The sequence below is a fragment of the Kribbella sp. NPDC050241 genome, assembly GCF_044459685.1.
Lineage (GTDB): Bacteria > Actinomycetota > Actinomycetes > Propionibacteriales > Kribbellaceae > Kribbella.
Genome location: NZ_JBITJE010000007.1, coordinates 299,369 through 324,413, shown reverse-complemented (window position 1 = coordinate 324,413; position 25,045 = coordinate 299,369). Strand labels below are relative to the sequence as shown.

Annotated in this window: 24 protein-coding genes and 2 tRNA genes; 14 read left to right on the top strand and 12 right to left on the bottom strand. The window is 67.9% G+C overall.

Annotated features, from left to right (window positions below):
* Positions 1-20: 20 nt before the first annotated feature.
* From ACIBG5_RS30535 to ACIBG5_RS30525, 3 genes are all read right to left on the bottom strand, one after another.
* Positions 21-1,892, bottom strand: a complete 1,872-nt coding sequence (locus ACIBG5_RS30535; RefSeq protein WP_396394946.1) for an ABC transporter ATP-binding protein — start codon at positions 1,890-1,892, stop codon at positions 21-23.
* Positions 1,889-3,553, bottom strand: coding sequence for an ABC transporter ATP-binding protein (locus tag ACIBG5_RS30530; protein WP_360457805.1), 1,665 nt, complete (start codon positions 3,551-3,553; stop codon positions 1,889-1,891). Before ACIBG5_RS30530 ends, ACIBG5_RS30535 begins: the two co-directional genes overlap by 4 nt.
* Before the next feature lie 318 nt (positions 3,554-3,871).
* Entirely contained in the window at positions 3,872-5,098 is a 1,227-nt protein-coding gene (locus ACIBG5_RS30525; RefSeq protein WP_396394945.1) for an MFS transporter, read from the bottom strand.
* A 186-nt stretch (positions 5,099-5,284) separates the two neighbouring features.
* Here ACIBG5_RS30525 and ACIBG5_RS30520 point away from each other — a divergent pair, with 186 nt between their 5' ends.
* The 4 genes from ACIBG5_RS30520 (at position 5,285) to ACIBG5_RS30505 (ending at position 8,651) form a co-directional block, all read left to right on the top strand.
* Positions 5,285-7,162, top strand: coding sequence for a hypothetical protein (locus tag ACIBG5_RS30520; protein WP_396394944.1), 1,878 nt, complete (start codon positions 5,285-5,287; stop codon positions 7,160-7,162).
* 32 nt (positions 7,163-7,194) lie between these two features.
* Entirely contained in the window at positions 7,195-7,386 is a 192-nt protein-coding gene (locus ACIBG5_RS30515) for a hypothetical protein (protein ID WP_396394943.1), read from the top strand.
* The gene (locus ACIBG5_RS30510) at positions 7,383-7,910 is read left to right on the top strand and encodes a DinB family protein (protein ID WP_396394942.1); all 528 of its coding nucleotides are present in this window, start codon (positions 7,383-7,385) and stop codon (positions 7,908-7,910) included. Before ACIBG5_RS30515 ends, ACIBG5_RS30510 begins: the two co-directional genes overlap by 4 nt.
* Positions 7,911-8,075: 165 nt before the next feature.
* Entirely contained in the window at positions 8,076-8,651 is a 576-nt protein-coding gene (locus ACIBG5_RS30505) for a nucleotidyltransferase domain-containing protein (RefSeq protein ID WP_396394941.1), read from the top strand.
* Between the two features lie 2 nt (positions 8,652-8,653).
* On the opposite strand, the gene ACIBG5_RS30500 is transcribed toward ACIBG5_RS30505, so the two are convergent.
* Positions 8,654-9,169: an AAA family ATPase gene (locus ACIBG5_RS30500; protein ID WP_396395017.1), complete on the bottom strand. Its 516-nt coding sequence runs from the start codon at positions 9,167-9,169 to the stop codon at positions 8,654-8,656.
* Between the two features lie 124 nt (positions 9,170-9,293).
* Here ACIBG5_RS30500 and ACIBG5_RS30495 point away from each other — a divergent pair, with 124 nt between their 5' ends.
* The 4 genes from ACIBG5_RS30495 to ACIBG5_RS30480 all read left to right on the top strand — a co-directional run bounded on the left by ACIBG5_RS30495 (position 9,294) and on the right by ACIBG5_RS30480 (position 11,351).
* A complete protein-coding gene (locus ACIBG5_RS30495) occupies positions 9,294-9,674 on the top strand; it encodes a VOC family protein (RefSeq protein ID WP_396394940.1) in 381 nt (126 codons plus the stop codon).
* A 55-nt stretch (positions 9,675-9,729) separates the two neighbouring features.
* Positions 9,730-10,281: a GNAT family N-acetyltransferase gene (locus tag ACIBG5_RS30490; protein WP_396394939.1), complete on the top strand. Its 552-nt coding sequence runs from the start codon at positions 9,730-9,732 to the stop codon at positions 10,279-10,281.
* Between the two features lie 184 nt (positions 10,282-10,465).
* On the top strand, positions 10,466-10,834 hold the full coding sequence (locus tag ACIBG5_RS30485; protein WP_396394938.1) for a YciI family protein: 369 nt from the start codon (positions 10,466-10,468) through the stop codon (positions 10,832-10,834).
* Between the two features lie 103 nt (positions 10,835-10,937).
* Positions 10,938-11,351, top strand: coding sequence for a cytidine deaminase family protein (locus ACIBG5_RS30480; RefSeq protein WP_396394937.1), 414 nt, complete (start codon positions 10,938-10,940; stop codon positions 11,349-11,351).
* Positions 11,352-11,368: 17 nt separating this feature from the next.
* On the opposite strand, the gene ACIBG5_RS30475 is transcribed toward ACIBG5_RS30480, so the two are convergent.
* The gene (locus ACIBG5_RS30475; RefSeq protein WP_396394936.1) at positions 11,369-11,875 is read right to left on the bottom strand and encodes a DinB family protein; all 507 of its coding nucleotides are present in this window, start codon (positions 11,873-11,875) and stop codon (positions 11,369-11,371) included.
* Between the two features lie 153 nt (positions 11,876-12,028).
* Here ACIBG5_RS30475 and ACIBG5_RS30470 point away from each other — a divergent pair, with 153 nt between their 5' ends.
* Positions 12,029-12,388: a hypothetical protein gene (locus ACIBG5_RS30470; protein WP_396394934.1), complete on the top strand. Its 360-nt coding sequence runs from the start codon at positions 12,029-12,031 to the stop codon at positions 12,386-12,388.
* Positions 12,389-12,492: 104 nt separating this feature from the next.
* Here the strand turns inward: ACIBG5_RS30470 and ACIBG5_RS30465 are convergent.
* Positions 12,493-12,566: transfer RNA gene (locus ACIBG5_RS30465), tRNA-Gly, on the bottom strand.
* A gap of 130 nt (positions 12,567-12,696) precedes the next feature.
* On the opposite strand from ACIBG5_RS30465, the gene ACIBG5_RS30460 reads away from it, so the two are divergent.
* The 5 genes from ACIBG5_RS30460 (at position 12,697) to clpX (ending at position 17,453) form a co-directional block, all read left to right on the top strand.
* A tRNA-Pro gene (locus ACIBG5_RS30460) sits at positions 12,697-12,769 on the top strand.
* 77 nt (positions 12,770-12,846) lie between these two features.
* Positions 12,847-14,250 (top strand): trigger factor, encoded by a 1,404-nt coding sequence (gene tig / locus ACIBG5_RS30455; RefSeq protein ID WP_396394933.1) that lies wholly within the window; start codon positions 12,847-12,849, stop codon positions 14,248-14,250.
* Between the two features lie 415 nt (positions 14,251-14,665).
* The gene (locus ACIBG5_RS30450) at positions 14,666-15,289 is read left to right on the top strand and encodes a ClpP family protease (protein WP_131349683.1); all 624 of its coding nucleotides are present in this window, start codon (positions 14,666-14,668) and stop codon (positions 15,287-15,289) included.
* A gap of 29 nt (positions 15,290-15,318) precedes the next feature.
* Positions 15,319-15,930: an ATP-dependent Clp protease proteolytic subunit gene (locus ACIBG5_RS30445; protein ID WP_396394932.1), complete on the top strand. Its 612-nt coding sequence runs from the start codon at positions 15,319-15,321 to the stop codon at positions 15,928-15,930.
* 227 nt (positions 15,931-16,157) lie between these two features.
* Positions 16,158-17,453, top strand: a complete 1,296-nt coding sequence (clpX, locus tag ACIBG5_RS30440; protein ID WP_360370783.1) for an ATP-dependent Clp protease ATP-binding subunit ClpX — start codon at positions 16,158-16,160, stop codon at positions 17,451-17,453.
* An 87-nt stretch (positions 17,454-17,540) separates the two neighbouring features.
* Here clpX and ACIBG5_RS30435 read toward each other — a convergent pair whose 3' ends face one another.
* The 6 genes from ACIBG5_RS30435 to ACIBG5_RS30410 are packed head-to-tail and all read right to left on the bottom strand — an operon-like array spanning position 17,541 to position 25,031.
* Entirely contained in the window at positions 17,541-18,848 is a 1,308-nt protein-coding gene (locus ACIBG5_RS30435; protein ID WP_396394931.1) for an aspartate aminotransferase family protein, read from the bottom strand.
* A 21-nt stretch (positions 18,849-18,869) separates the two neighbouring features.
* On the bottom strand, positions 18,870-20,237 hold the full coding sequence (locus ACIBG5_RS30430) for a hypothetical protein (protein WP_396394930.1): 1,368 nt from the start codon (positions 20,235-20,237) through the stop codon (positions 18,870-18,872).
* Complete coding sequence (locus ACIBG5_RS30425; RefSeq protein WP_396394929.1) at positions 20,230-21,033, bottom strand: amidohydrolase family protein; 804 nt, start codon at positions 21,031-21,033, stop codon at positions 20,230-20,232. Before ACIBG5_RS30425 ends, ACIBG5_RS30430 begins: the two co-directional genes overlap by 8 nt.
* Entirely contained in the window at positions 21,030-21,791 is a 762-nt protein-coding gene (locus ACIBG5_RS30420) for an amidohydrolase family protein (RefSeq protein WP_396394928.1), read from the bottom strand. The genes ACIBG5_RS30425 and ACIBG5_RS30420 overlap by 4 nt, the downstream gene beginning before the upstream one ends.
* Positions 21,784-23,967 (bottom strand): heparinase II/III family protein, encoded by a 2,184-nt coding sequence (locus ACIBG5_RS30415; protein WP_396394926.1) that lies wholly within the window; start codon positions 23,965-23,967, stop codon positions 21,784-21,786. Before ACIBG5_RS30415 ends, ACIBG5_RS30420 begins: the two co-directional genes overlap by 8 nt.
* On the bottom strand, positions 23,964-25,031 hold the full coding sequence (locus tag ACIBG5_RS30410; RefSeq protein WP_396394924.1) for a Gfo/Idh/MocA family protein: 1,068 nt from the start codon (positions 25,029-25,031) through the stop codon (positions 23,964-23,966). The genes ACIBG5_RS30415 and ACIBG5_RS30410 overlap by 4 nt, the downstream gene beginning before the upstream one ends.
* Between the last annotated feature and the right edge of the window lie 14 nt (positions 25,032-25,045).

Sequence of the window (25,045 nt, the reverse complement as noted above, 5' to 3'; positions counted from 1 at the left end):
GGGCAGTTCGGGGAGGGGGTTTAGGCCAGGGACTCTTCCCAGGCTTGGTGGAGGCCGGCGTAGCTGCCTCCGGTGGTGATGAGGTTGCGCGGGGCGCCGTCCTCGATGATGCGGCCGTGCTCGAGCACGATCACGCGGTCCGCGGTTTCCACCGTGGACAGCCGGTGCGCGATCACGATCGCCGTACGGTCGGCCAGGATGGTCCGCAGCGCGCGCTGGATCAGCCGCTCGCTGGGGATGTCGAGGCTGGAGGTCGCCTCGTCCAGGATCAGTACGGCGGGATCCGCGAGGAACGCCCGGGCGAACGCGACCAGCTGGCGCTGGCCGGCGGACAGCCGGGAACCGCGCTTCTCCACCGACGTCTCGTACCCGTTCGGCAGGGCCGTGATGAAGTCGTGCGCGCCGATCACCTTGGCCGCGTCGACCACCTCTTCCATCGTGGCCTCCGGCTTGCCGAACCGGATGTTGTCGGCCACCGAGCCGGTGAACAGGAAGTTCTCCTGCGTCACCATCACGACCCGCTTGCGCAGGTCGTCCTCGGTGAGGTCCCGCAGATCGATCCCGTCCAGCAGCACCTGGCCGTCGGACGGGTCGTAGAACCGCGCCACCAGCTTGGCGATCGTGGTCTTGCCGGCCCCCGTCGTACCGACCAGGGCCAGGGTCTGACCGGCCGGCACGTCCAGATCGAGACCGGGCAGGACCGGTACGTCGTCGACGTAGTTGAACCGGACGTTGCGGAACTCGAGGTGACCCCGCGCGCGACCGGGCTTGGCCGGCTCGATCGGCTCGGGGACATCGGGCGTCTCGTTCAGGACGCCGGACAGCTTCTCCAGCGCCGCACTCGCGGACAGGAAGGTGTTGTAGAACTGCGAGATGTCCTGCAGCGGCTCGAAGAACTGCCGCAGGTAGAGCAGGAACGCGGTCAGTACGCCGACCGTCACGTGACCGTGGTAGGCCTGGTAACCGCCGTACGCCAGGATCGCCACGATCGTGATGTTGCCGACGCCCTTGATCGACGGCATGAAGATCGCGTTCAGCTGGAACGACTTCAGGTTGGCCTGGCGGTACCGGTCGTTGACGCCGTGGAAGATGTCCTCGTTGCGCGGCTCCCGGCGGAACGCCTGGACCGCGCGGATCCCGGTCATCGACTCGACGAAGTGCACGATGACGAGTACGACGGCCTCACGCGTCTGCCGGTACACGACCGCCGACCGCTTCCGGAACCAAGCCGTCAGCAGGATCAGGGCCGGGAACGACAGCAGCGCGATCAGACCGAGCTTGAGGTCGAGCGTGAGCAGCAGGATCGACGTACCGATCAGGGTCAGGGCTGCCGTGACCAGGCCGTCGAACCCGTTGGCCAGCATCTCGTCGATCACGCCCACGTCGGACGTCAACCGCGAGATCACCCGGCCGGAGGTGAACTTGTCGTGGAACGACGGGCTGAGTCGCTGGAAGTGGTCGAACACCCGCTTGCGCAGGCCGAGCAGGATGGTCTGCCCGAGCCGGCCGGACCGCATCAGGAACAGCTGCCGGGTAAAGGCCTGGAGCAGGGCCATCACCAGGACGAGGGACACGACGGTGATCAGTTCCCGCGAGCCTTCGCCGGCGATGATCGGCGGGATGCCGTTGTCGATGCCGAGGTGGACCAGGTACGGGACCGCGAGGCGGGCACCGTTCTCGACCACCACGATCACGACCAGCAGCCAGATCAGCTTGGCGTGCGGCCGGAGCAGTTCACCGAGCAGCTTGCGGGAGTCCTCCTTCAGCCGGACGGTCGTTGCCCTCGACAACTCCCGGTCGGGGTCCTCGTCGAACTGACCCCGCCAGGTGTCCTGCTGCGCCTCGTCGTCCTTGGTTTCCTCAGGAGGAGGTGTCTGCTGGGTCGTGGTCATGCGTGCACCTCCTCTTCCTCCGCCGCGAGCAGGTTCCGGTACGCCGGGACCTGCTCGAGCAAATCGTGATGGGTTCCGACGTGGGTGATGGTCCCGTTCTGGAGCAGGGCCACCTTGTCGGCCAGCATCACGGTCGACGCGCGGTGCGCGACCACGATGCCGGTGGTCTCGGAGAGCACGTTGCGCAGTGCCTCCTCGACCAGGGCCTCGGTGTGCACGTCGAGTGCGGACAACGTGTCGTCGAGGACCAGGACGGCGGGCTTGGCGAGCACGGCCCGGGCCAGCGCGAGCCGCTGGCGCTGACCGCCGGACAGTGACATGCCCTGCTCGCCGACGCGGGTCTCCAGGCCCCACGGCAGTTCGTTGGCGAACTCGGCCTGCGCGACCTGCAGGGCCTGCTGGACATCGGCCTCGGAGGCGTCCGGCCGGCCCAGCGTCAGATTCTCCCGGACGCTCATCGAGAACAGCGTCGGGTCGTCGAACGCGGAGGCGACCGCGGTCCGCAGCGAGACCAGCGACAGGTCACGGATGTCGTGCCCGTCGATGGTGATCCGCCCCGCGGTCACGTCGTACAGCCGGGGGACCAGTGCGGTGAGCGTGGTCTTGCCCGACCCGGTCGCGCCCACCAGGGCGAGCGTCGTACCGGGGGTGAGGTCGAGGTTGATGTCGTGCAGGATCTCGCTGGAGTCGTCGGAGAACCGGAAGCCGACATGCTCGAAGCGCAGATGACCCTTCGAGTTCACCAGCTCGTCCGGACCCGACTTGATCACCGAGTAGGTGTCGAGGATCTCGCTGATCCGGTCCGCCGCGGTCATCGCCTCCTGAGCCATCGCCAGGATCGCGCCGAGCGAGGTGACCGGCCAGATCAGGGACAGCATCAGCGTGATGAACGCGACCAGAGTGCCGAGCGTGATCGCCTCACGGCCCACTGCGAGGGCGCCGAGCAGCAGCACGATCACCAGGGTCAGGTTCGGGATCACGCCGAGGAAGCTCCAGAACCGCGACGCCAGCCGGACCTTCTCCACCTCGGTGGTGTAGAGCGTGACGGCCTCGTCGTCGAACTGCCGTTGGACGTGCCCGCGCCGGCCGAAGGCCTTGATCACCCGGAAGCCGAGCGCCGACTCCTCCACCCGGGTGGCCAGGTCGCCCTGCTGGTCCTGGACCTTGCGGGAGATCAGCAGGTACTTCTTCTCGAACTTCAGCGACAGCGTGATGATCGGCACCGCGGCCAGCAGGACCACGACGCCGAGCGGCCAGTACAGCCGCAGCAGCAGGATGGTGACGACCCCCAGCTGCAGGATGTTCATCACCAGGAACAACAGGCCGAAGCCCATGAACCGGCGGATGATGGACAGGTCCGTGGTGACCCGGGACAGCAGCTGACCGCTCTGCCAGCGGGTGTGGAACTCCATCGGCAGCGACTGGAGCCGGACGTACAGGTCGTGCCGGAGGGTGGCCTCGAGGTCGCTGACGGTGCGGGACTGCGCCCACCGGCGGGCCCAGACCAGCAGGACTTCGGCGATGCTCAGCCCGAGGGCAAGGAAAGCGAGCGGGACCAGGAGGTCCAGCTCGTGGCGGGTGACCGGGCCGTCGATGATGGCCCGGGTGACCAGTGGAACGGTAAGGCTGACGCCCACACCCAGCATGGCGGTGGTGAACATCACCGACAGGCGCCAGCGGTGTGGCCGGAGGTAGGGCCGGAGCCGCCAGAGGTTGCGGCTGCGTGCAGGGACTCGGGTGGTAGGGGCAGCGATCGACGGCGCTTGGGCAGGGTGCTCGGACGGCATCTGGACGGGCGCACTTCCCATCATGCTCGGTAAGGGGTTTTCGCGACCGGAAAACGGCGCACTTTCCAGTATCGCTCACCAGGTAAGCGCTTGTCCTCCCAATTCCATTCCCTCTGGATGAATTACCACTTGTTGCAATAAGCGCCTCCCGCCCCACGCGGTAGCAGCCGTCACACTCATCACGTTTCGCAATCAGTCTTCAGCCATCGATCGCGGCTGCGGGTCTATGGCCGGGAGCGAACGGAAGGTCCGGAGCGGGGAGACGAGAGCGATCAGGACGCCGAGGAGCATGCCTGCGGTGGCCAGGAGGAGGGTCGGCCGGATGCCGATCGCGGTGGCCAGGACGCCTGAGGTGGCGGCGCCGGCGGCTTGGCCTCCGATCACGACCGTCCGCCAGGTGGCCGTGACCTGACCGAGCAGGTGGGCCGGGGCCAGGGACTGACGGAGAGTGCGCTGGGGAACACCGAAGAGCGCCATGCCGAGCCCGGACAGCGCCTGAGCGGCGTAGATCATCGGAGTGACGCCCGTGGCCAGGGCAACACCACTCAGCGAAGCCAGGAGTACGCCGGAGATGTACGCGGGGCCGATGCCGACCCGGCTGCACCAGGCGGTGGCGACGAAGGTCCCTGCCACGGCAGCGACACCGAACGCGGTCAGAGCGACGCCGACGAACCCGGGCGACCAGTGCAGCTCACGCACCAGGTAGAGGACGACCAGCGGCCCCTGCATCGCGCCGGCCAGTGCGGCCGTGGTCGCGGACAGCGTCAGAGAAGTCAGGATCCGGTCGCTGAAGATCGCCCGCAGCCCGGTGGTCAGGCGCGCCCGGGTGTGCGCCGCAGACGCCCGTACCGGCTCGCGGATCAGGTACGACGCCGTAGCGGCGACGAGGTACGACGCGGCGTCGACGAGGATCGCGAACGGCGCAGTCACCAGCTGCACCAGGAAGCCGGCCACCGACGGACCGATGGTCGAGGCCAGGTTCAGGTTGAGCAGAGCGGCGCTGTTGGCCCGCATCAGATCCTCCCGCGGCACCAGCGACGGCAGCATGGTCAGGGACGCCGTGTCCGACAGCAGAGTCAGCACTCCGGTCAGTACGGCGACGACGTACAGCTGCTCGATGCGCAGCGAATCCGTTGCCGCGGCCAACGGAATGGTTCCGAGCAGTACGGCGCGGCCGAGGTCCGTGACGATCAGGATGCGGCGCAGCGGCCACCGGTCGACCCAGATACCGGCCGGCAGGCCGAAGACGAGGTGCGGCGCGATGCTCAGAGCGGACAGCAGACCCATCTGCAGTGCGGACGCCTGCAGCGTGACGACAGCCACCAGCGGCAGCGCCACAGTGGTGATCGCACTGCCCGACGCCGACACCAGCTGCCCGATCCACAGCTTGCGGAACTCGCCCCTCACAACCCATGCCATGCCAAGCAACCTGTCACTCAGCAGAGTCATGCGACTACTTGTGTTCGCCCCCGGCAGAGCGTGTTCACTGCACGCGAAACACGGGCCCTGGCCGTCGGTGATGGGGCGACTTCCCTTGGTTGGGGGTTGGTGGCTAGGGTGCCCCCTTGTGCAGAGGTGCTGGGGAGCGCCGCGAGGGGGAGTCTGGTGTTGAATCTGCGGGTCAAGGTGGCTGCCGCCTGTGTCGTCGTACTCGTTCCGCTGGCTGCCAGTCAGGTCATGGCCGCCGATCCACCGCAGCACCTGGGGGAGGGGACGCTGGTCGCCGGCCGCACGGTGGCTGATGTCGGCATGTCCGGGGCGCGTGTGGTCGCGTCGGACACCACGGACCACGCGGTCTACGAGACCAGCAACAACGGCACCACCTGGACCGCGACCGGCGGCTCCAACGACACCAAGCCGCTCCAGCTGGAGGGGTCGTCGCTGCTCACCTTTGACTCCGGTACGGCGAAGGTCGGCGGGCTCACGTTCCCGGCGACCGATGAGGTCGTGCTGGGCAAGGGCGGCAAGCTCGTGTCGCACCGTACGCCGAACGCCGCCACTGTGGAGGTGTACGACGTCGCGACCAAGGCGAAGCTGGCGGACTACGCGCCGCCGTTCGCCATGGCCGACAGCACGGTGTGGAAGGTGACTGAGCCCGGTCAGCTGATCGGCAAGGACCTGAGTACCAACGCAGAGAAGACCATCCTCGTCGCCAGCGCGTGCACGGTCGGTCCGGGCCGTGTCAACGGACGCTGGGCGCTGCTGAGCGGCTGCAACCAGTTGGTCGACGTGAAGGGTCCGGAGGCTCCGCGCAACCTGATCGTGGCCGCCGACGCCCAGGTCGGCAACGGCTTCACGGTCCAGACCGCGTCCGGGAACTTGCTGGTCACCGATCTGAACGACCAGGCCCTAGGGCAGCGCCTCTACGGACCGATCCGCACTGCACCGGCCAGCCTCAGCACCGACGGCTCCGGTGCGACCAAGATCGTGTACGCGGACCCGCAGAACCGGGCGCGGGTGATCAGCCTGACCTGGCTCGCTGCCGATCCGCAGCAGCGGCCCGACACCACTGCGCCGGTGCTGACCAGTGCGTCCGCGGGCGACCGGATCCGCGACAACACGAGCCTCTCGTTCCAGTGGGCCTTCACCGACCCGACCGACCCGAACTCTCCCGCGTCCGGTGTCGCCACCTACGACCTGCGTACCCAGACGCGCCCCAACCGCACCTCGCCGTACGGCGCCTGGAACCAGCCGGCAGGCTGGCAGGGGCTGAAGGGCACCGCCGCGAGCACCACCGCGCCGCTCGGCACGGACACCTGCTGGCAGGTCCGTGCACGTGACTACGCAGGCAACCTGAGTGGGTGGAGTACGTCGTACTGCAGTGAAGTCGACGGTACGGCGCCCGGTCTGATCACACTGCGGATCGGGGACCGGGTGCAGCTCGGGTCGGCGGTGTTCAGCTGGGGGTACAAGGACGACACGGACGTCGATTCGTACGACATCGTCTACAAGGTCGCGTCGCCCGGGAACCCGCTGGGTGCGTGGATCTACCCGCCGGCCTGGCAGAAGACCAAGATCCGGTCGATCGCGTGGACCCCACGCCTCGGCTGGGACGAGTGCTTCATGGTTCGGGCGCGTGACTACCTGGGCAACACGACCGCGTGGTCGGCGCAGCTCTGCTCGGTGGCACCGCAGGACGACCGCGCGCTCACCTCGGCCGGCACCGTCACCCGCTCGACCAGCACGCTCGCGTTCAAGGGCACCACCTCGATCCTGAAGGCGAACGGCGCCTACCTCACCAAGACCGCCGAGGCCGGCGCCCGCATCGCCCTGGTCGCCATCCACGGTCCCGGTCAAGGCCGCGTCGACATCTACCACGCCAACATCAAGATCGGCACGGTCTCCCTGGCCGCCACCACCACGGCCCGCAAGGTCACCTACCTCCCGATCACTCCCTACCGCTCCGGCGCCGTCAAGATCATCTCCACGTCCACCGCCCCAGCCACCATCGACGGCATCGCCTTCCTCCGCCAGAACCCGTAGCTCGACCGCGCTGCTGGGTGGAGAATGCGCGGGTGTCTTTGGTGTACGTGACTGGCGGGTCTGGGGTGGGGAAGTCGGCGGACCGGGATGACGATTTGGAGCTCGCCTGGCACGCCACAGCGGAACTCAACAACGCGCGGTACGGCGCCCTCATCGTCGACGCGACGCCGCCACCATCGAAGGTCGTCGACAACCTCCTCACAGCACTGGACGTACCGACGTGAAGCGGGAGTTGTCGCGCGCGCTGCAAGCGAGCCGGGCTGTAATGCTCGAGAAGTTGGACGGACTGTCGGAGTACGACCGGCGGCGGCCGTTGACTCCGACCGGCACCAATCTGCTGGGGTTGGTGAAGCATCTGGCCGGGCTGGAGTACGGGTACCTGGGGGAGGCGTTCGGGCGTCCTCCGGTCGAGCGGCCGTCGTGGTTCAGGGACAACCCGTACGACGAGATCGACATGTGGGCGACGCCGGACGAGTCGAGCGAGTACATCACCGGCGTGTACCGGCAGGCCTGGGCTCACTCCGACGACACGATCGCTGAGCTCGACCTCGACAGTCCCGGTCACGTGGCGCACTGGAGCGAGGGCCATCAGGCCACCACCCTCGGCGTACTCCTGATCCGCATGGTTGCGGAGACCACCCAGCACGCCGGTCACGCCGACATCATCCGTGAGCTGATCCACGGCGAGCAGCAGTCCGACCGGTGGACCACAGTCCAGGAGGCCGCGCACCACTTCCGCGCTCGGTAATTGCCTGGGTGGTCGGCGCACTGCGCTGCTAGCCTGCGGTCGAGTCAGAGCGTGAAGGAGGTGGTGCACATGCGGTCTATCTGCGCGGTGCCGCCTCGCCGATCTCCCCGGCGGCTCTGACCCTCTCGGGGCTCACCGCATCCAACTCATGCGAGGAGTCCTGTTGTGGATTCGTTTGATCAGTTGCGGGCGGCCCGTTCTCTCTTCGACGGCTATCCAAGTTCGTACTGGGTGGCCGGCGGGTGGGCGCTGGATCTGTTCGCGGGCCGGGTACGTCGGCCGCACAGCGACGTGGATGTACTGGTTCTGGCCCGCGATCTCGATCAGGTCGCCAAGACGTTCACCATGCCGCGGCCCATGGTCCAGCACCCCGAGTCCGGCACGCGCCGTCCGTGGGAACCGGACGACCAACTCACCCCCGGCCCCGACGCGCTCGTCTTCCCCGACGACGCGAACCCCTGCCCGATCCAGATCCTGCTCGCCGCATCCGACGCCGACGAGTGGGTCTTCCACCGCGGCCGAGGCACCATCCGGAAGCCGCTCATCGAGATCACGCTGACGTCGCCGGACGGTACGCCGTACCTCGCGCCGGAAATCGTGCTCCTGTTCAAGTCACGCGGTGGCCGGCCGAAGGACAACGACGACTTCGCGGACGTCGTACACCTCCTGGACGCCGACCGCCGTCACTGGCTCCGCGATCGCATCGCTCCCGACCACCTCTGGTTCCCTGCGCTGCACTGAGCTCAGTCGAGTGGGTTCGCCGCGCGGCCGCCCGTGGTCCAGGTGAGGTCGGTGATGATGCGACTGGCGGTCTCGTCGAGGCTGCTGGACGGATCGATCACCTGCTCGCCTGGAACGTTGAGCAGGTCGCACGGCTGGTACCAGTCGCGCATCTGCTCGGTGGTGACGACCTCGGACAGCGGGCGGGTCGCGTGGCGCCGGACGGTTTCGTCGAACGAGAGCTGGAAGTAGTACACGCCGGTCCGGCCCACGTGATCCGCGATCAGTTGCCGCAGCATGTCGCCGTACGTCGGGCTGTACAGGATGCCCTCCAGCATCACGTGGTAGCCGTTCTCCAGCGCGTAGCGCGCGGTCTGGTCGATCAGACCGACGTTCGGCGCACCGGGTCTGTCGTGCTCCCGCAGCAGGATCCGGCGCAGATAATCCTGCTCGATCCACGCAACCCCACGGCCCACCCGCTCCCGCACCGCCTGCGCCGTAGTGCTCTTCCCCGACCCCGAATTCCCCCGCAGAACCACCAACCGCGAAGTCCCATCCCCAACCCGACCCACGCGGCGACCCTAGCCCACGCTGAGGTGTGTTCGGTCTGCGTCCATGCCGGTCGCGCGTGCGACGTACCGCGTGCTGCCACACTGACGAGCCATGGACATCAAACATCGGATGATCGTGTTCGACGCTGCGGATATCGATGCGGAGAGTGCGTTCTGGGCGGCGTTCCTGGGTGGCACTGTCGAGGCGTGGGGCGACAGATGGCGCGCGATCTGGGTCGATGGCGAGTGGGCATTGGGTGTCCAGTCCGCTCCGAACCATGTGCCGCCGGATTGGCCCGATGGCGCGCCCCAGCAGATGCATCTCGACTTCTACTTCGAAGGGCTTGAGGCCCACTACGCAGCCCATGAGCAGGTGATCAGCCTCGGCGGACGACTGTTGAAAGCCGCCGACGACCGCACAGCCCCACGCGGCGTCCAGGTGTACGCCGACCCCGCCGGCCACCCGTTCTGCCTCTGTTGGATGCCCAACTGACCTACGGTATTTCAGCGGAAGCCAAGGCGACACGGCCGACTGCTACGGTCCGTTGGTGGCTGGAACTGCGGACTCGGATTGGCCTGTGTTGGTGGGGGCTCGGGTGGTCTTGCGGGTGCTCACGATGGGCGATGTTGATACTTGGCACGCTGGTGATGACGTGGAGCAGCAGCGGTGGTTCGAGGCGCCGGGGCGCGCTCCGCGGGAGAACGTCGTGCGGTACATCCGCGAGACGCGCGAAAGCTGGGCGAGTTCCGGGAGCAAGCGTGCCTGGGGGATCTGGCTCGGCGACGTACTCGCAGGCGGCATCGACGTAGCGGATCGAGGACAGGGGAGTGCCTACCTGTCCTACGTGGTCTTCCCCGCGAGCAGGCGCAAAGGTGCGGCCTCCGAGTCGATCCCACTCGTGGCCGCTTGGGCGTTCGAGAACTGGCCGGTGGACCGTGTCGTGGCGACCATCGACGAACGCAACCTCGCCTCCCGCGCCACAGCCGAACGCGCCGGCCTCACGTACGACGGAATCGCCGACCCCAGCGAGTACGGCGAGTCAGGCACCATGCTGCGCTACGTCCTCCACCGCCCAGCCATCCAAAACACCCACGCCTGAGCCCCCTGCCGACTGCCCGTGGCAATAAGGCAGGTGCTCGGACGGCGCTCGAGGACTACCTCGGCAGCGGCAGCTCGGCGAGCGGTGCGACCTGTGACCTTCTGATGCGGTGTCGGATCGGGCTGCCGCCGTTCGTGGAGAAGGTGGAGAGTGGCCGTAGGGGCCGCCCCGCGAAGGAGGAGACATGACGGAGTACCTCATCGCATTCAACGACGTATGGGTGCCCGATCTCACGGACGACGATCTACGCGCGGCGTCCAAGCGGACTACCGCGCTGAGGGCAGAGATGAAGGCTGCCGGCGTTCTCATCTTCACCGGCGGCCTCGACGACGCTGCGCCCGTGTTCAGCGTCGACGCGTCGAGCGGTGCCCCGCTGTTCACAGACGGTCCGTACATCGAGACCAAGGAGTACCTCGGCGGCTTTGCCGTCGTCGACGTGGCCGACGAGGAGGCTGCGCGGCTGTGGGCGGGAAAGATCGCGGTGGCCTGCGGTTGGCCACAGGAAGTACGACGCTTCCAGTACGCAACCGCCGCCGAGCCCGAGACCACCTGAACGTCGGAAGCGAACGGCCCAGGATAGAGGATCGTGCTTCTGCCCTGGGTCACTGACGAGATCCCATAGCCCCGAGCTGGACTTCGCCGCTAGGTTCCCGTGCGTGATCGTTCAAAGTAACGACAGCCTCATCGACGCGGCCGCGGCCGTACTGCGTCCTCACCATGTCGGTGATCGAGTCTTCGGAGATGTGGCCTCGGCTCTCGTCACTGACACGGGCAGTGTGTACGTCGGCGTGTGTATCGACACCACCTCCGGTACCGGATTCTGTGCCGAGCACGCTGCCATCGCGGCAATGGTGACTGCCGGTGAGTACAAAATCGCGAGGATCGTGGCCGTCTGCCAAGCCGACGACCACGGCGCGTTGCACGTAGTGCCGCCCTGCGGGCGCTGCCGAGAGTTCATCCGCCAGATCGACCCGGCAAACCTTGATACCGAGGTCATTCTGGGCCGCCACCGAACGTCGACCCTCCGCGAACTCCTCCCCGAGAACGACTGGCCCGTCTCGCTGGACTGAGCCAACCGGCGGGCTGGTTATTCGCCCGTGGTGCCGTCGATGCGTTCGCGGAGGAGGTCCGCGTGGCCGTTGTGGCGGGCGTACTCCTCGATCATGTGCAGGTAGATCCACCGCAGGGTGTAGTCCTCGCCGGGACTGGTTTCGTCGAGACTGCGACCGGCCACGGCCCGACGCGACCGGGCGACGCTTGCTTGATAGCTGGCCAGATCGTCGGCGGCATGCGCGATGTCGACCGCCTCGGAGCCTTCCTTCGAGCCGGGCGCGTAGTCCCAGAAGAACAGGTGGTCCGGCTGCCCGTCGTACGCATGGAACCAGGCCTCGACTCCAGACAGGTGCCGAACCAGGCCGAGCAGCGAGAGTTTCGACGGCGGCACCGACCGCAGCGCCAGTTGTTCCGGCGTCAGCCCGCCGCATTTCAGCAGCAAGGTCGTCCGCTGGAACTCGAGGCGGTCTTCGAGCGCGGCCCGCTCATCGACCGGGTTGTACGGCGGCTCGGGTCGCTCAGGCGTGGTCCACGTCGACACCCGGGCGACCCTACCCACGTGTCGCCCCCTTGGCCAGCCGGCTAAGACAGCCCAACGCAGGCCTGCCACCACGCCGACATCAACGCCGTTCCCAAGTACGTCGCAACGTCGACGCCGCTAAACCCGAGTGGACCAACGAGTGATGATGGTGCGATGCCTGAACGACACTCACGCACTGTGCCCGGCGGCCGAGCCTTTTACCTGACCGAACGGCTCTGGAAGTTGGCGGAAGATCTTCCGGTCGAGCTGGTGCTGATCGACACCATCCGGGAGTTCGACGAGGACTGCTGGTTCGGTGGCGGACCGGTCACCTGCCGAATGGTCGCCCAGCACGCCGACCGTATCCAGAAGGCCGATCTCCGGTACCCGGTGATCCTGTCGGCAGACGGACGCTTGATGGACGGCGGCCACAGAATCGCGAAGGCCTGGCTCACCGGCTCGACAACCATCGCCGCAACCCGCTTCACCACCGACCCCGCCCCCGACTACATCGAGCCGAACCCCACCCGCTGAATCCTGCTGGCAAGGTCGTCCGAATCGGCGGCGAGGCGGCCGATCCCCGCCGGAGTGAGAGGGCCCCCAGCAGCCGATTCCCTGTGGCTGGGGCCTGCTTCTGTTGGAGCGGGTGACGAGAATCGAACTCGCGTAGCCAGTTTGGAAGACTGGGGCTCTACCATTGAGCTACACCCGCGGTGCTCGGACATGATTCCACATACCCTGGGGTGGACTCAAAACGCCACGGGTGGAGTCCTGATCGGCATGGTCGGTCGGGGTGGTGGCGCGAGCACTGGTTCGGGTCGACTAGACTCGTCCGGTCACTGCGGGGCGTAGCGTAGTGGCTAGCGCGCCTGCTTTGGGAGCAGGAGACCGCAGGTTCGAGTCCTGTCGCCCCGACAAACCCCCTGCAGCACCGCTGCAGCGCGGGCTGTCGCCCACGCTGTGAACGTCATCGATCAAGGAGAACCGCCACCGTGAAGAGCACCGTCGAGTCCTTGAGCCCGACCAAGGTCAAGCTCATCGTCGAGGTGCCGTTCGAGGAACTCAAGCAGAGCCTCGACGCGGCGTACCAGAGCATCGCCTCGCAGATCACCGTCCCGGGGTTCCGCAAGGGCAAGGTCCCGCCGCAGGTGATCGACCAGCGGGTCGGCCGCGGGCCGGTGCTCGAGGAGGCGATCAACGACGCGCTGCCGAAGCTGTACTCGCGGGCGGTGAGTGACAACCAGGTGAAGGCGATCGGCCGGCCCGAGGTCGACGTGACCGAGTTCAACGACAAGGAGAGTCTGCAGTTCTCCGCCGAGGTCGAGGTACGCCCGGAGATCACGCTGCCGGACCTGGAGGGCCTGGAGGCCGAGGTCGAGGACATCGCCGTCTCCGACGACGATGTGACCGAGCAGATCGAGGCGCTGCGGCAGCGGTTCGGCTCGCTGAACCCGGTCGAGCGCGCGGTCCAGGACAACGACTTCATCACCCTCGACCTGTCCGCCAGCAAGGACGGCGAGAAGGTCGAGGAGGCGCAGGCGACAGGCCTGTCCTACCAGGTCGGCAGCGGCCAGCTGCTGGACGGCCTGGACGAGGCGGTCGTCGGGCTGAACCCCGGTGAGAGCAAGACCTTCGTCACCCAGCTGGTCGGCGGCTCGCTGAAGGGCGAGGACGTCGACGTCGAGGTGACCGTGACCGCGGTCAAGGAGCAGGAGCTGCCGGAGTTCGACGACGAGTTCGCGCAGACCGCGTCGGAGTTCGACACCGCCGACGAGCTGAAGGCGGACGTGCAGGGCCGCCTGGAGCGCGGCAAGCGGCTGGAGCAGGCCGGCGAGGCACGCGACGCCGTACTGGAGAAGATCCTGACCCTGGTCGAGGTGCCGGTGCCCGAGGGCCTGCTGACCGACGAGCTGGCCGCCCGGAAGGAGAACCTGGAGCAGCAGCTCGGGTACTCCGGGATGACGTTCGAGCAGTTCCTGGAGGGCGAGGAGCAGACCCAGGACGAGTTCGACGAGGACCTGAAGAAGCGGTCCGAGGACGCGATCAAGGCGCAGTTCGTGCTCGACCTGGTGGCCGAGCAGCAGGAGCTGAGCGTCAACGACCAGGAGCTGACCGAGCACATCGTGCGGCACGCGCAGCGCTCCGGCGTCAGCCCGGACCAGTTCGCCCAGCACGCGGTCGAGAACAACCTGGTGCCGAGCCTGGTCTCCGAGGTCGTCCGCGGCAAGGCGCTCGCCCACCTGGTCGAGAACGCCAAGGTGACCGACGCCTCCGGCAACGTGGTCGAGCTGAAGACCCTGCAGCCGGACGGCAGCTACGCCGACCCGGATGCGGAGCAGGCGGCCGAGGCGGCCCCGGCGGAGGAGACTCCGGCCGAGGAGCCCGCGAAGGCCTGACCAGCAGTACGCCGAACGGCCCGGAACCCACTGTGGTTCCGGGCCGTTCGCCGTTGAAAGGGAACTGAAAGGCGGCCGCCCTAGCGTTGGCGCCATGACCTGTTCCCTCGATGAACCACGCGTGCCGGTGCAGGACCAGCCGGCCGCCCGGGTCGAAGTACCTGCTGAGAGCGCCGGAACTCCCCGGGATCGAGTTCCCGCCGACGCTTCCGGCGCGGTCGCAGTCTGCGGCTGGTGACTCCCGGCCAACCGGGGTGAACGGTGTTCACCGGAGACCGCAGCCGCCTGTGTACGGCGCCGCGAACCTCGCAGGCGGCTGCTTCCGGAATTCGCTCACGGCAGACACGGTGCGCCGTGAGCGAACACCTGTGGCCCAGCCTTAGGTCTGTCGCCCCCGCCCAGTAATGTCGGCTTCGTGAACGAGACATTTGCAGCCAGCCCCACCGCCGCGGGCGGCAACGGATCCGGCGGACTCGACGACCACATCTACCAGCGCCTGCTGCAGAACCGGATCATCTTCCTGGGGTCCGAGGTTCGCGATGACAACGCGAACGCGATCTGCGCGCAGATGCTGCTCCTCAACGCCGAGGACCCCAACAAGGACATCTGGCTGTACATCAACTCGCCGGGCGGTTCGGTCGACTCCGGCATGGCGATCTACGACACCATGCAGTGGATCTCGAACGACGTGGCGACGGTCGGGATGGGCCTGGCCGCCTCGATGGGCCAGTTCCTGCTCTGCGCCGGTGCGAAGGACAAGCGCTTCGCCCTGCCGCACGCGCGGATCATGATGCACCAGCCGTCGGGCGGTATGGGTGGTACGGCGTCGGACATCAAGATCCAGGCCGAGCAGTCGCTGCACATCAAGGCGCAGCTGTTCAAGCTGATCGCCGAGCACACCGGCCAGCCGCTCGAGCAGGTCGAGAACGACGCCGACCGGGACCGCTGGTTCACCGCCGACGCGGCCAAGGACTACGGCTTCATCGACCACGTGGTCGCCAGCGCCGCGCAGCTGACCTCCGGCAGCCCGAACTCCTGATCTCCCACTCCGTCAGTTAAGGACGCACCATGAACTACTTCATCCCGCAGTGGGAGGAGCGCACGTCGTACGGCATGCGCCGGATCGACCCCTACACGAAGCTGTTCGAGGACCGCATCATCTTCCTCGGTACGCCGATCACCGACGAGATCGCGAACGCCGTGATGGCGCAGCTGCTGTGCCTGCAGTCGATGGACTCCGACCGCGACATCAGCATCTACATCAACTCCCCGGGCGGCTCGTTCACCGCGCTGACCGCGATCTACGACACCGTCCGCTACATCAAGCCGGACGTCCAGACGGTGTGCCTGGGCCAGGCCGCCTCGGCCGCCGCGGTACTGCTCGCGGCCGGTACGCCGGGCAAGCGGCTGGCGCTGCCGAACAGCCGGATCATCATCCACCAGCCGGCCACTGAGGGCACCTACGGGCAGTCCAGCGACATCGAGATCCAGGCGAACGAGATCCTCCGGCTGCGCGCGCTGCTGGAGAAGATGATCGCCGACGCCAGCGGCAAGTCGCTGGAGGAGGTCTCGCGTGACATCGAGCGGGACAAGTTCCTGACCGCTCAGCAGGCAATCGAGTACGGCCTGATCGACGACGTGCTTGAGACCCTCAAGGCCCCGGTTCCGGCCGGTGTCTGAGCGTCTCAGTCAGGTCTGACCCGGTTCGACGGTGCTGACACGAGGGCTGTCAATAGCGGAGCGCGTTCGCCAGCGGCGTAGTCACAACGCGGCGGCGGGCGCGGCTTTTCGGCCATCGGCGCGGTACCGTCGAATCGGGATCCGAGGTGCCACACGGCACCCGGTCCGAGCGGCCTCTACGCCCCCTTGGCCCACGGTTCGACTGCTCAGAGAAGGGATCTGTCCCGGTGGCACGCATAGGTGACGGCGGCGATCTGCTGAAATGCTCTTTCTGCGGGAAGAGTCAGAAGCAGGTCAAGAAGCTCATCGCCGGTCCCGGCGTCTACATCTGCGACGAATGCATCGATCTCTGCAACGAGATCATCGAGGAGGAGCTGAACGAAGGCTCCGAGGTCGGACTCACCGAGCTGCCCAAGCCGCGCGAGATCTACGACTTCCTCAACGCGTACGTCGTCGGACAGGACGTGGCCAAGAAGGCACTCGCGGTGGCGGTCTACAACCACTACAAGCGGGTCCGTGACGGTCAAGGCAGCTCGAGCGCCGGCCGGCACGCCAAGGACGAAGCGGTCGAGCTGGCCAAGTCCAACATCCTGCTGATCGGCCCGACCGGCTGCGGCAAGACGTACCTCGCCCAGACGCTGGCCCGGATGCTGAACGTTCCGTTCGCGATCGCCGACGCCACCGCGCTGACCGAGGCCGGGTACGTCGGTGAGGACGTCGAGAACATCCTGCTCAAGCTGATCCAGGCGGCCGACTACGACGTCAAGAAGGCCGAGACCGGGATCATCTACATCGACGAGGTCGACAAGATCGCGAGGAAGAGCGAGAACCCGTCGATCACCCGCGATGTCTCCGGCGAGGGTGTGCAGCAGGCGCTGCTGAAGATCCTGGAAGGTACGACGGCCTCGGTGCCGCCGCAGGGTGGCCGCAAGCACCCGCACCAGGAGTTCATCCAGATCGACACCACCAACGTGCTGTTCATCGTCGGCGGCGCGTTCGCCGGCCTCGACCACATGGTGGAGCAGCGGGTCGGCAAGAAGACGCTCGGCTTCAACACCTCGCGCGAGCCGGAGAAGCCGAAGGAGCTCGGCGGGTACGCCGACGTGATGCCGGAGGATCTGCTCAAGTTCGGTCTGATCCCCGAGTTCATCGGCCGGCTCCCCGTGATCACCACGGTGTCCCCGCTGGACCGCGATGCGCTGATCAAGATCCTGTCCGAGCCGAAGAACGCGCTGGTCAAGCAGTACCGGCGGCTGTTCGAGATCGACAACGTCGAGCTGGAGTTCAGTGACGACGCGGTCGAGGCGATCGCCGATCAGGCGCTGCTGCGCGGCACCGGCGCCCGCGGCCTGCGGGCGATCATGGAAGAGGTCCTGCTCAACGTGATGTACGAGGTGCCCAGCCGCGAGGACGTCGCCAAGGTCGTCGTCACCGGCGAGGTCGTACTGGAGAACGTGAACCCCACGCTGATCCCGCGCGACCAGATCGAGCGCAAGCGCGAGCGCCGCGAGAAGACCGCGTAAAGCAAGTCTCGAAACGGAGGCCGGGAGTCCGCAGTACGGCGGACTACCGGCCTCCTTCTCGTGGTGGATACGAGCTGCCGACGGACGCTACAACGAGGCCAGCACGTCGTCCGCTGCCCGGATCGTCTCGTCGATCTGGTCGTCGGTGTGCTCGGTGGACAGGAACCACAGGCCGCGGGGGACGATGTTGATCCCGGCCGCGTACAGCCCGGCGTGGAATCTGGTCATCGCCGGCCGGTCGCAGGCCGCGAACGACCGGTAGTCGGTCACCTCGGCCTGGTCCGTCAGGTAGGTCTGGAACACCGGCCCGGGCCCATCGACGAGCATCGGCACGCCATGCCGCTGGGCCGATTCCCGCAGACCGGCCATCAACCGCTGGCCCGCGGCGACCAGCGGCGGGTACACGGTGTCGCGGTGCACGTCGAGATGGCGCAGTACTGCGTCTGCCGCGGCCATCGCGACCGGGTGCGAGTTGAAGGTGCCGGCATGAGCCACTGTCCCGTTGGCGATCGATCCCATCACCTCGCGGGTTCCGACCAGCGCCGAGACCTGCATGCCACCGGCCATCGCCTTGCCGAAGGCGGACAGGTCGGGAACGACGCCGAGCAACTCCTGGGCACCGCCGGGAGCGACGCGGAAGCCGGAGATGATCTCGTCGAAGATCAGCAGGGCGCCGTGCTGACGGGTGAGCTCCCGGAGTCCCGCGAGGTAGCCGGGCTGCGGGGTGATGCAGCCGGTGTTGCACAGCAGTGGCTCGAGAATGACCGCGGCGATCTGGTCGCCGGACTCCGCGAAGACCTCTTCGACAGCGGGCAGATCGTTGTACGGCAGGACGATCAGGTCTTCCGCACCGTTGCGGGGCTGGCCCGCCGTACCGCCGACGGCAGCGGGGTGTTGCGCGTCGCCGGCCAGGGCGAGGTCGGGGTGGACGCTGTACAGGACCGGGTCGAGCCAGCCGTGGTAGTTGCCCTCGAACTTCACGATCTTCGGTCGGCCGGTGTGGCCGCGGGCCAGCCGGATCGCACCGTGCACTGCCTCGGAGCCGACGCTGTTGAAGCGCACCAGCTCCGCGGACGGGACCATCGAGCACAGGCGCTCGGCGACGACCGCTTCCAGCTCATGCTGAGCGGCGTACGCGACGCCGCGGCTGACCTGGGCGGAGACCGCCTCGGCGACCAGCGGGGACGCGTGGCCGAGCAGGTTGGGGCCTTGCCCGAGCACGTAGTCGACGTACCGGTTGCCGTCCACGTCCCAGAGCTCTGCACCGCGGGCGTGGTCGACGAACAGCGGCTGGTCGGCGCGCCGGGCGTCGCTGGACACGCCGCCGGCGATCACCTGGCGGGCGCGCTCGTACAGGCGCTCGGTGCGTTCGTAGCCTCGGGCAACGGTCTGCACAACATCCTCCAAAGGGGCGGATCAGTCGAGTTTCTCGGTGAGCAGCCGGAACTGCTGACGGGGACGGCCGCCACCGGTCGAACGCGCCGGCGGCACCGGCCAGGCCAGGCCGGCCTCGACCAGCTCCTTGAGCATCCGGCGGCCGGTCCGTGGGGTGACCTGCATGATGTCCGCGACGCTCTCGACGTCGACGACCACCTGCTGGCCGGCCACCGGTGTGGTCGCGGCTGCGATCGAGGTGACGATCTCGAGCGCGCGCGGATCGATCGACGGCGTACTGTCCTGCGGCGCGGTCTCGGTGACCGCCGGACCCGGCGCGAGATCGGTCCGCACGTTCGTGTCGTCGAGGTACACCGCTACCTTGCCGCCGGCGTTGACGGAGTCCTCCACCGCCATCAGCGCGTTGGCCTCGGCAGCTCGCGCCGTCTGTCCGGCACCGGCACCAACGGCAACGGGCACGCCGAGCTGCGCCGTCAGAGCACTGAGGAACGGGGCGACGGTGAACTGCTCGGTCAGCCGGACCAGCGCACCGTGGGTCGTGGTGACGAGGAACAACGTGTCTGACCGGCGCGCCACCGACGCGCCGACCTGTCGTGCCTCCGACAGCAGCTTCTGGTGGGTCAGCAGTGCGAGCTCCTGCTGCCAGTAGTCACCCGACTCGGCGCGAGACGTGCCGGACGGGATGAGCTGGACGGCGATCATCGCGAGCTGGTGTGCGCCCATCCGGGTGCCCTGGCCAAGCAGCACCGCAGTCTCCAGGGCGTCCCGCACACTTGCTCGGGTCGGGGCGACCCGCAGCACTGGGATGCCCTGGGTCCGCAGCTCGCGTTCGACCGCGAGGATGGTGGTCAGGGCGACCGTGGTGTGCTGCTGCTCCCACTTCTCTCGGTGGAAGGCCGCGAAACCTGCGACCGACTCCGGCCCCTCGTACGGAATGTCGTAGACGTTGGTGGTGTCGAGGCCGATCTCGCCGTACGCCTCCTCGACGTCCGCCGCGGACAGCGAGTCGATGCTCACCCGGCTGAGATCGACGTCCTCGATGGTGAGTGACGCCCGGAGCAGGGCGGCGTACAGCGCGGCGCCGGTCAGCGGGAGATGCGTCGACGGAACCGTCAGCCAGTGCCCGTCGGTCGCCAGGTCGAACACCCACGGCCCGGGGAACACTGCCGAGTCGATCCGGTCCCGCAGCCGCAGGTAGCGCTCCTCGGCCTCACCCGGGTCGTCGTACCCGCCGGGCACGAACCGGACCCGGTTCTGAGGCCGCAGCGCGACGTCGATCGCCACCTCAGACATCATCCGCACCAGCTTGCGCGGGCCGAAGAGCCCGACGGTCACCGCGGGCAGGCGATCACCGTTCGCCGGCTCCGCCGCTCTGAGTTCCTCACTCATCGACGTCCTCCCCTGTCCCTCCCGGCAGCTGGCGCCACCGGAACAGTCTGCGGGCATTCCCGCTGAGAACATCTTGGCGTTGACCTGCCGTCAGTGGCGCGCACACCACCCGGCCGAGCGACATCCGCTGGTCGATGAAGGGGAAATCGGAGCCGAACAGCACCCGCCGGCTACCGACCCGATCGATCATCGCCTGGATCAGCGGCCCGGTCATCTGCGAGCCGCACACCTCCAGCCACAGCGATTCATGCCCGGCCGCGGCCTCGATCGCCTCGTCCACTCCGGCCGGCGTGATGCCCGCGTGGCCGAGGATGATCGGCGCCCGCGGGTACTTCGCCGCGACCGCCTCGAACAGCACCGGAGCGTCGTACGCCGATCCATGCTCGGAATGACTGAGCACCGGGCAACCGGTCTCCTCGGCGAAGGCCCACACGGCGGCGTACCGCGCTCCGGTGACCGGGTACTTGTGCAGGGACGGGTGCACCTTGATGCCGACGAACCGCTCGTCGGCGGCGAGCCGTTCGAGCTCGCGCTCCGGGTCCTGCCACGGATTGATGACCGCGTACGCCGCGATCCGGCCGGGGTGCGCGTCGACGGCGGCGAGGGCCTGGGTGTTGCCGAGGTGCGCGTCCTGCTGGATCGCGCGGTTCGCGGCGACCACGGTGACCTCGGTCCCGGTCCGGTCCATCACCGACACCATCGTCGCGGCGTCGGGATCGGGGATGTAGAACAGCGAGTACGGCCCGAGGTGCGCGTGCACGTCGACGACCCGGTGGTGCGGCCGGCGTCCGATCATGAGAGTCCTCCTGCCGCGAACAACCGGCGTGCGTTATCTGCACCGATCCGGGTGACCGTGTCGTCGTCGAGCCCGGACCAGGCGAGACGGACGATGCTCTCGCCCGGATCACGTACGCCGAGTCCGGTCGCGAACACCAGCCGATCGCTCAGCCCTTCCGCGGCGAGCCACTCCACGCCTTGGTGCGCAGCGAAGTCGACGAGATCGACGGAGAGGTTGTCGTGGTCGCGCAGCGCCGACCACAGCCTGCGCAACTGGCGGTAGCCGAGATTCGACACGACGATCGGCAGCATCGGAAAGCGAGTGGCGATCGCATCCAGGTCCGACCAGCCGATCTCCGCGGTGTCGACGCAGAGCGGCAGTCCGCTGCCCTCGAGTGCTGCATAGAGCTCCAGCAAGGCATCCGGTGCGTACCCGTGGGAGTGAGGATGAATCCGGAACGCCGCGACGCCTTCGGCCAGAGCCTGCGCGACCAGCTTGTCGAGCGAGTCCAGCTCGCCCGGCGTGGTGGGAACCGCGGTCCAGCAGGCCAGCACACCGCGGTCCGCGAGGCTGTTGGCCACCGCGGTCGCCTCGGCGTTACCGCCCAGCGGGTCATGCAGCCACGACGCCATCGCGCTGACCAGAGCGCCCGACATGGCATAGGCGTCCAGGTGAGCGGCGATCTCGTCGCGGTCGGTGGACGGCACCAGGGACGACGGGTGCGCACCGGTCACGATGCGCGCGTCGAACCATCCGGTGGTGGCATCGTCAGTCATGGCGAGCCCCATCGACCGTCCAGCGCCCCGCGTACGGCAGGGTGAGGTGCGCCCAGCCGTCGCCATCGCTCTCCGCGGTGACGAGCACGCCGTCGAGCCGGATGTCACCAAGCGGCCGGGTCCACAGCCCACAACGACCGGAGCAGGTCACCTCGAGGCGAAGCGCCCCGTCGGCGACGGTGGCCGAGACGTCCACGTCCTCCGAAGTGCGTAGCAGGTCGAGCAGCGCGCGGGTCCGCCAACCAGTTGCCCAGGACAACCTTCCGGACCGGGTCCGGACCCAGGTCGAGGGGCTCACCCGGTCGACGGTGTCACCATGATCGATCGTCAACCCGTCGTCGTCACGGGTGACCGAGACCTCCGGCACCTGAGCGTTGGCATGCGGGAGCAGAACGGTGGTGAACTCCCCACTGTCACGCGTGAGCCCGAGCGAGTAGAGCGGACCGTACTCCGCGACCGGCTTGTCGACGAGCGGGCGCCGGGCGACGCCCTCAGATGTCTCGACCATTGTGGTCGAGGGATCGCCCGTCTCGAGCAGAAGCAACCCCGGTCCCTCCGCGGCAGAAGCGTCGTACGCGAGGGGACCGACCTGCTGCCACGGGTTGAGGGCGTGCCAGTGCGCGCGGAACGTGTGCTCCCCGGCGGCGCTGTCGTCGGAGACCACCACGACGGCCGGCTCCTCGCGCACCATCGCGATGGTGCGCGACTGCGGTACGAGGCTGCCGTGGTGGCGACCGGAGAAGACCGCGACCTGCCCGGTGTCGACGAGCGGATCGACGTGTACGCCGCGATCCGTGCTCAGCTCCTGGTCGTCGACGAGCACGGTGTTGTGACCCCGACCGGACTGGTACCAGGTCAGGTAGTCCGGATCGTCATAGCTCGGCGGACCACCGGCCTCCCACAGCAGCGGTCGCTGCCAGCCCTCGAGGACCAGGTCGAGTACTGCGCGATGTGAGTGCGACTCGAGCTCGTGCTCGATATGCGGTCCGTAGTTGATGACGGCCTGCAGATCGTCGCTGCGCAGGATCACATAGCCGGTGTCGGCCAGGACGGTGCTCCGCGCTGGAGTGGGCACTGCCTCTTCCCGTGCAGTGGCAACCGTGTCCAGCCAACGCCGCTGCCTGTCCGCGTCGTCCCAAGCGGGTAGCGCCGCCGCCTCGACCCCGAAGTCCTCGGCAGACAGCCACTGCGCGGCGATCCGCGCCAGCGCTGGGTTGTCGAGCACGTAGCTGCCACGCAGCAGTGACGTGGCCGGCCACTCGATGCCGCTGTCCTGCAGGTGCGGGATCCAGCCGCCGGGGGAGACCAGCTCGCACAACCACTGGTGCATGGCGGCGACCTTCGGGTGCGCCGCCACGTCCGCGTCGAGCAGAGCGGCCGTCTGCAGCGCGGTCAGGCACATCTTGTGATAGCCGGGGGAGCGCTCGTAGTGCCCGCCGTCTCCGTAGACGTCCAGCAGCAAGTGCTCGTCGATGCGCTCACGCGCCCGCTCCGCCCAGCTCCTGGCCTCAACCAGGTCAGGCAGAACGACGCTGATGTGCAGCAGTTCGGTCGCACACACCAGTTGCCAGTTCCCATGGCGGAAGACGTCATGCTCGTCGTACGCCCAGCGGGCTCCGCCGACCAGCGTGGCGACGAGACTGCCCCATGCGCGGTCCGACAGCGCTGAGTCGGTCAGAACCTCCAGCGTGGGCAGGAGATTCCGGCAGCGCGCCCACGTACCGAGCGAGTACCAGATGACGTCCAGACCCGGCCACTCGCCGGTCACCGAGTCACGCTGCTCGACCCAGTCCTCGAGGTGCTGCTCGAACGCGTGCAGGTACCGGTCGTAGCCGGTCAACATCCACGCATGGACACCAGGCGACAGCCAGCCCAGGTAGTGGAAGCCGTACCGCTGCGACCGGCCGCGCTCGCGCCCGGTCACCTCCACCCCGGTCAGCAATGGAGCTGCCGCAGCGAGTACGTCGTCCGCCGCGGACGTGGATCGGATCGCGTCGGTCCACTCCTGGAGCGGCCACGCCGGCCGCCGGAGCCTGCCCGCGACGAAGGCACGCAACGCACCGACGTCCTGGACGCCGGGTGGGGAGCCGAACGCCTTGATCAGGTCGTCGGTCCCGATCCGGTTGATCCGGCCGTCGATGTGTCGCGGCTTCTCGGGGCCTGTGGTGGCGTTCATGCGTTCCCTGAGTCGGACGCCAGCTCAGCGAGCATCGAGACGTCGACCGGCTGCCGGGTCTCGATCGAGGTGTGCGCGGCCTCCAGTACGGCGGTCACGTTCCGGCTGCTCTCGATCGTGATCAGCGGCTGCCTGCCGGTGCGGCAGCAGGTGACCCAGTGCGCGATCGCGTCGGCGTACGCACCGGCCGGGATGCCGTGCATCACCCGTTGCAGCATGTTCCTCGGGTAGCTGTACCCGTCCGGGCGGGCCACCACGACGCTCTCCTTCTGCCGGTCGAGCTGGACCACGCCGTTGTCGGTGACGACCGAGACGTAGGAGTCGACCGTGGTCGGGAAGGTGTTCGGGTAGATCCACGCAGACTCGAACGTCGCCACCGCCCCGCGCGAATACTCGGCCTGGATCTGGATCGCATCCGGGGTGTCGATGCCGAGCGACCGGAGCTTGCCCCACCGGGCCGTCGCGTAGACCCGGCGGACCTGGTCGCGCAGCAGCCACGAGACCAGGTCGATGTCGTGGCTGGACAGGAACCAGGCGCAGGTCGTGCGGTCGGCCCAGGACAGCATCTCGGTCGGCACGAAGATGGTGTCGTCCTTGCGGGCGTACGCGACCGCTCCATCACCGAGATCCGCGAGCAGATCGTGGGCCTGCGCGTAGGCGGGAACCCAGCGGTGGTTGAACAGGCACATCGCGACCACACCGTTCTCGCGGATCGCCTTCACCGCCGCGTCCGCCTCGGCGACGGACGTGGTCAGCGGCTTCTCGACCAGGATGTGCTTCCCGGCCTCGGCGGCCCGGACCATCATCTCGCCGTGCAGATGATCCGGCGTGGTCAGGACGACCGCGTCCACCGACGTGTCGGCCAGCACGGCCTCCAGGTCCGGATGGATCGCCGGCCGCGGTGCACCGCGCCCCTCGATCTCGTCGGCCAGCCGTCCGGCGGAGTCCGCCGAACGACTGGTCACCGCGGTGACCTCGACCTCCGGCAGCCCGGACAGGGACAAGGCATTGCCTCGCCCCATGATCCCGGCGCCGACGATCCCGATCCGCACCCCGTTGCTCACCAACCCACCGACCT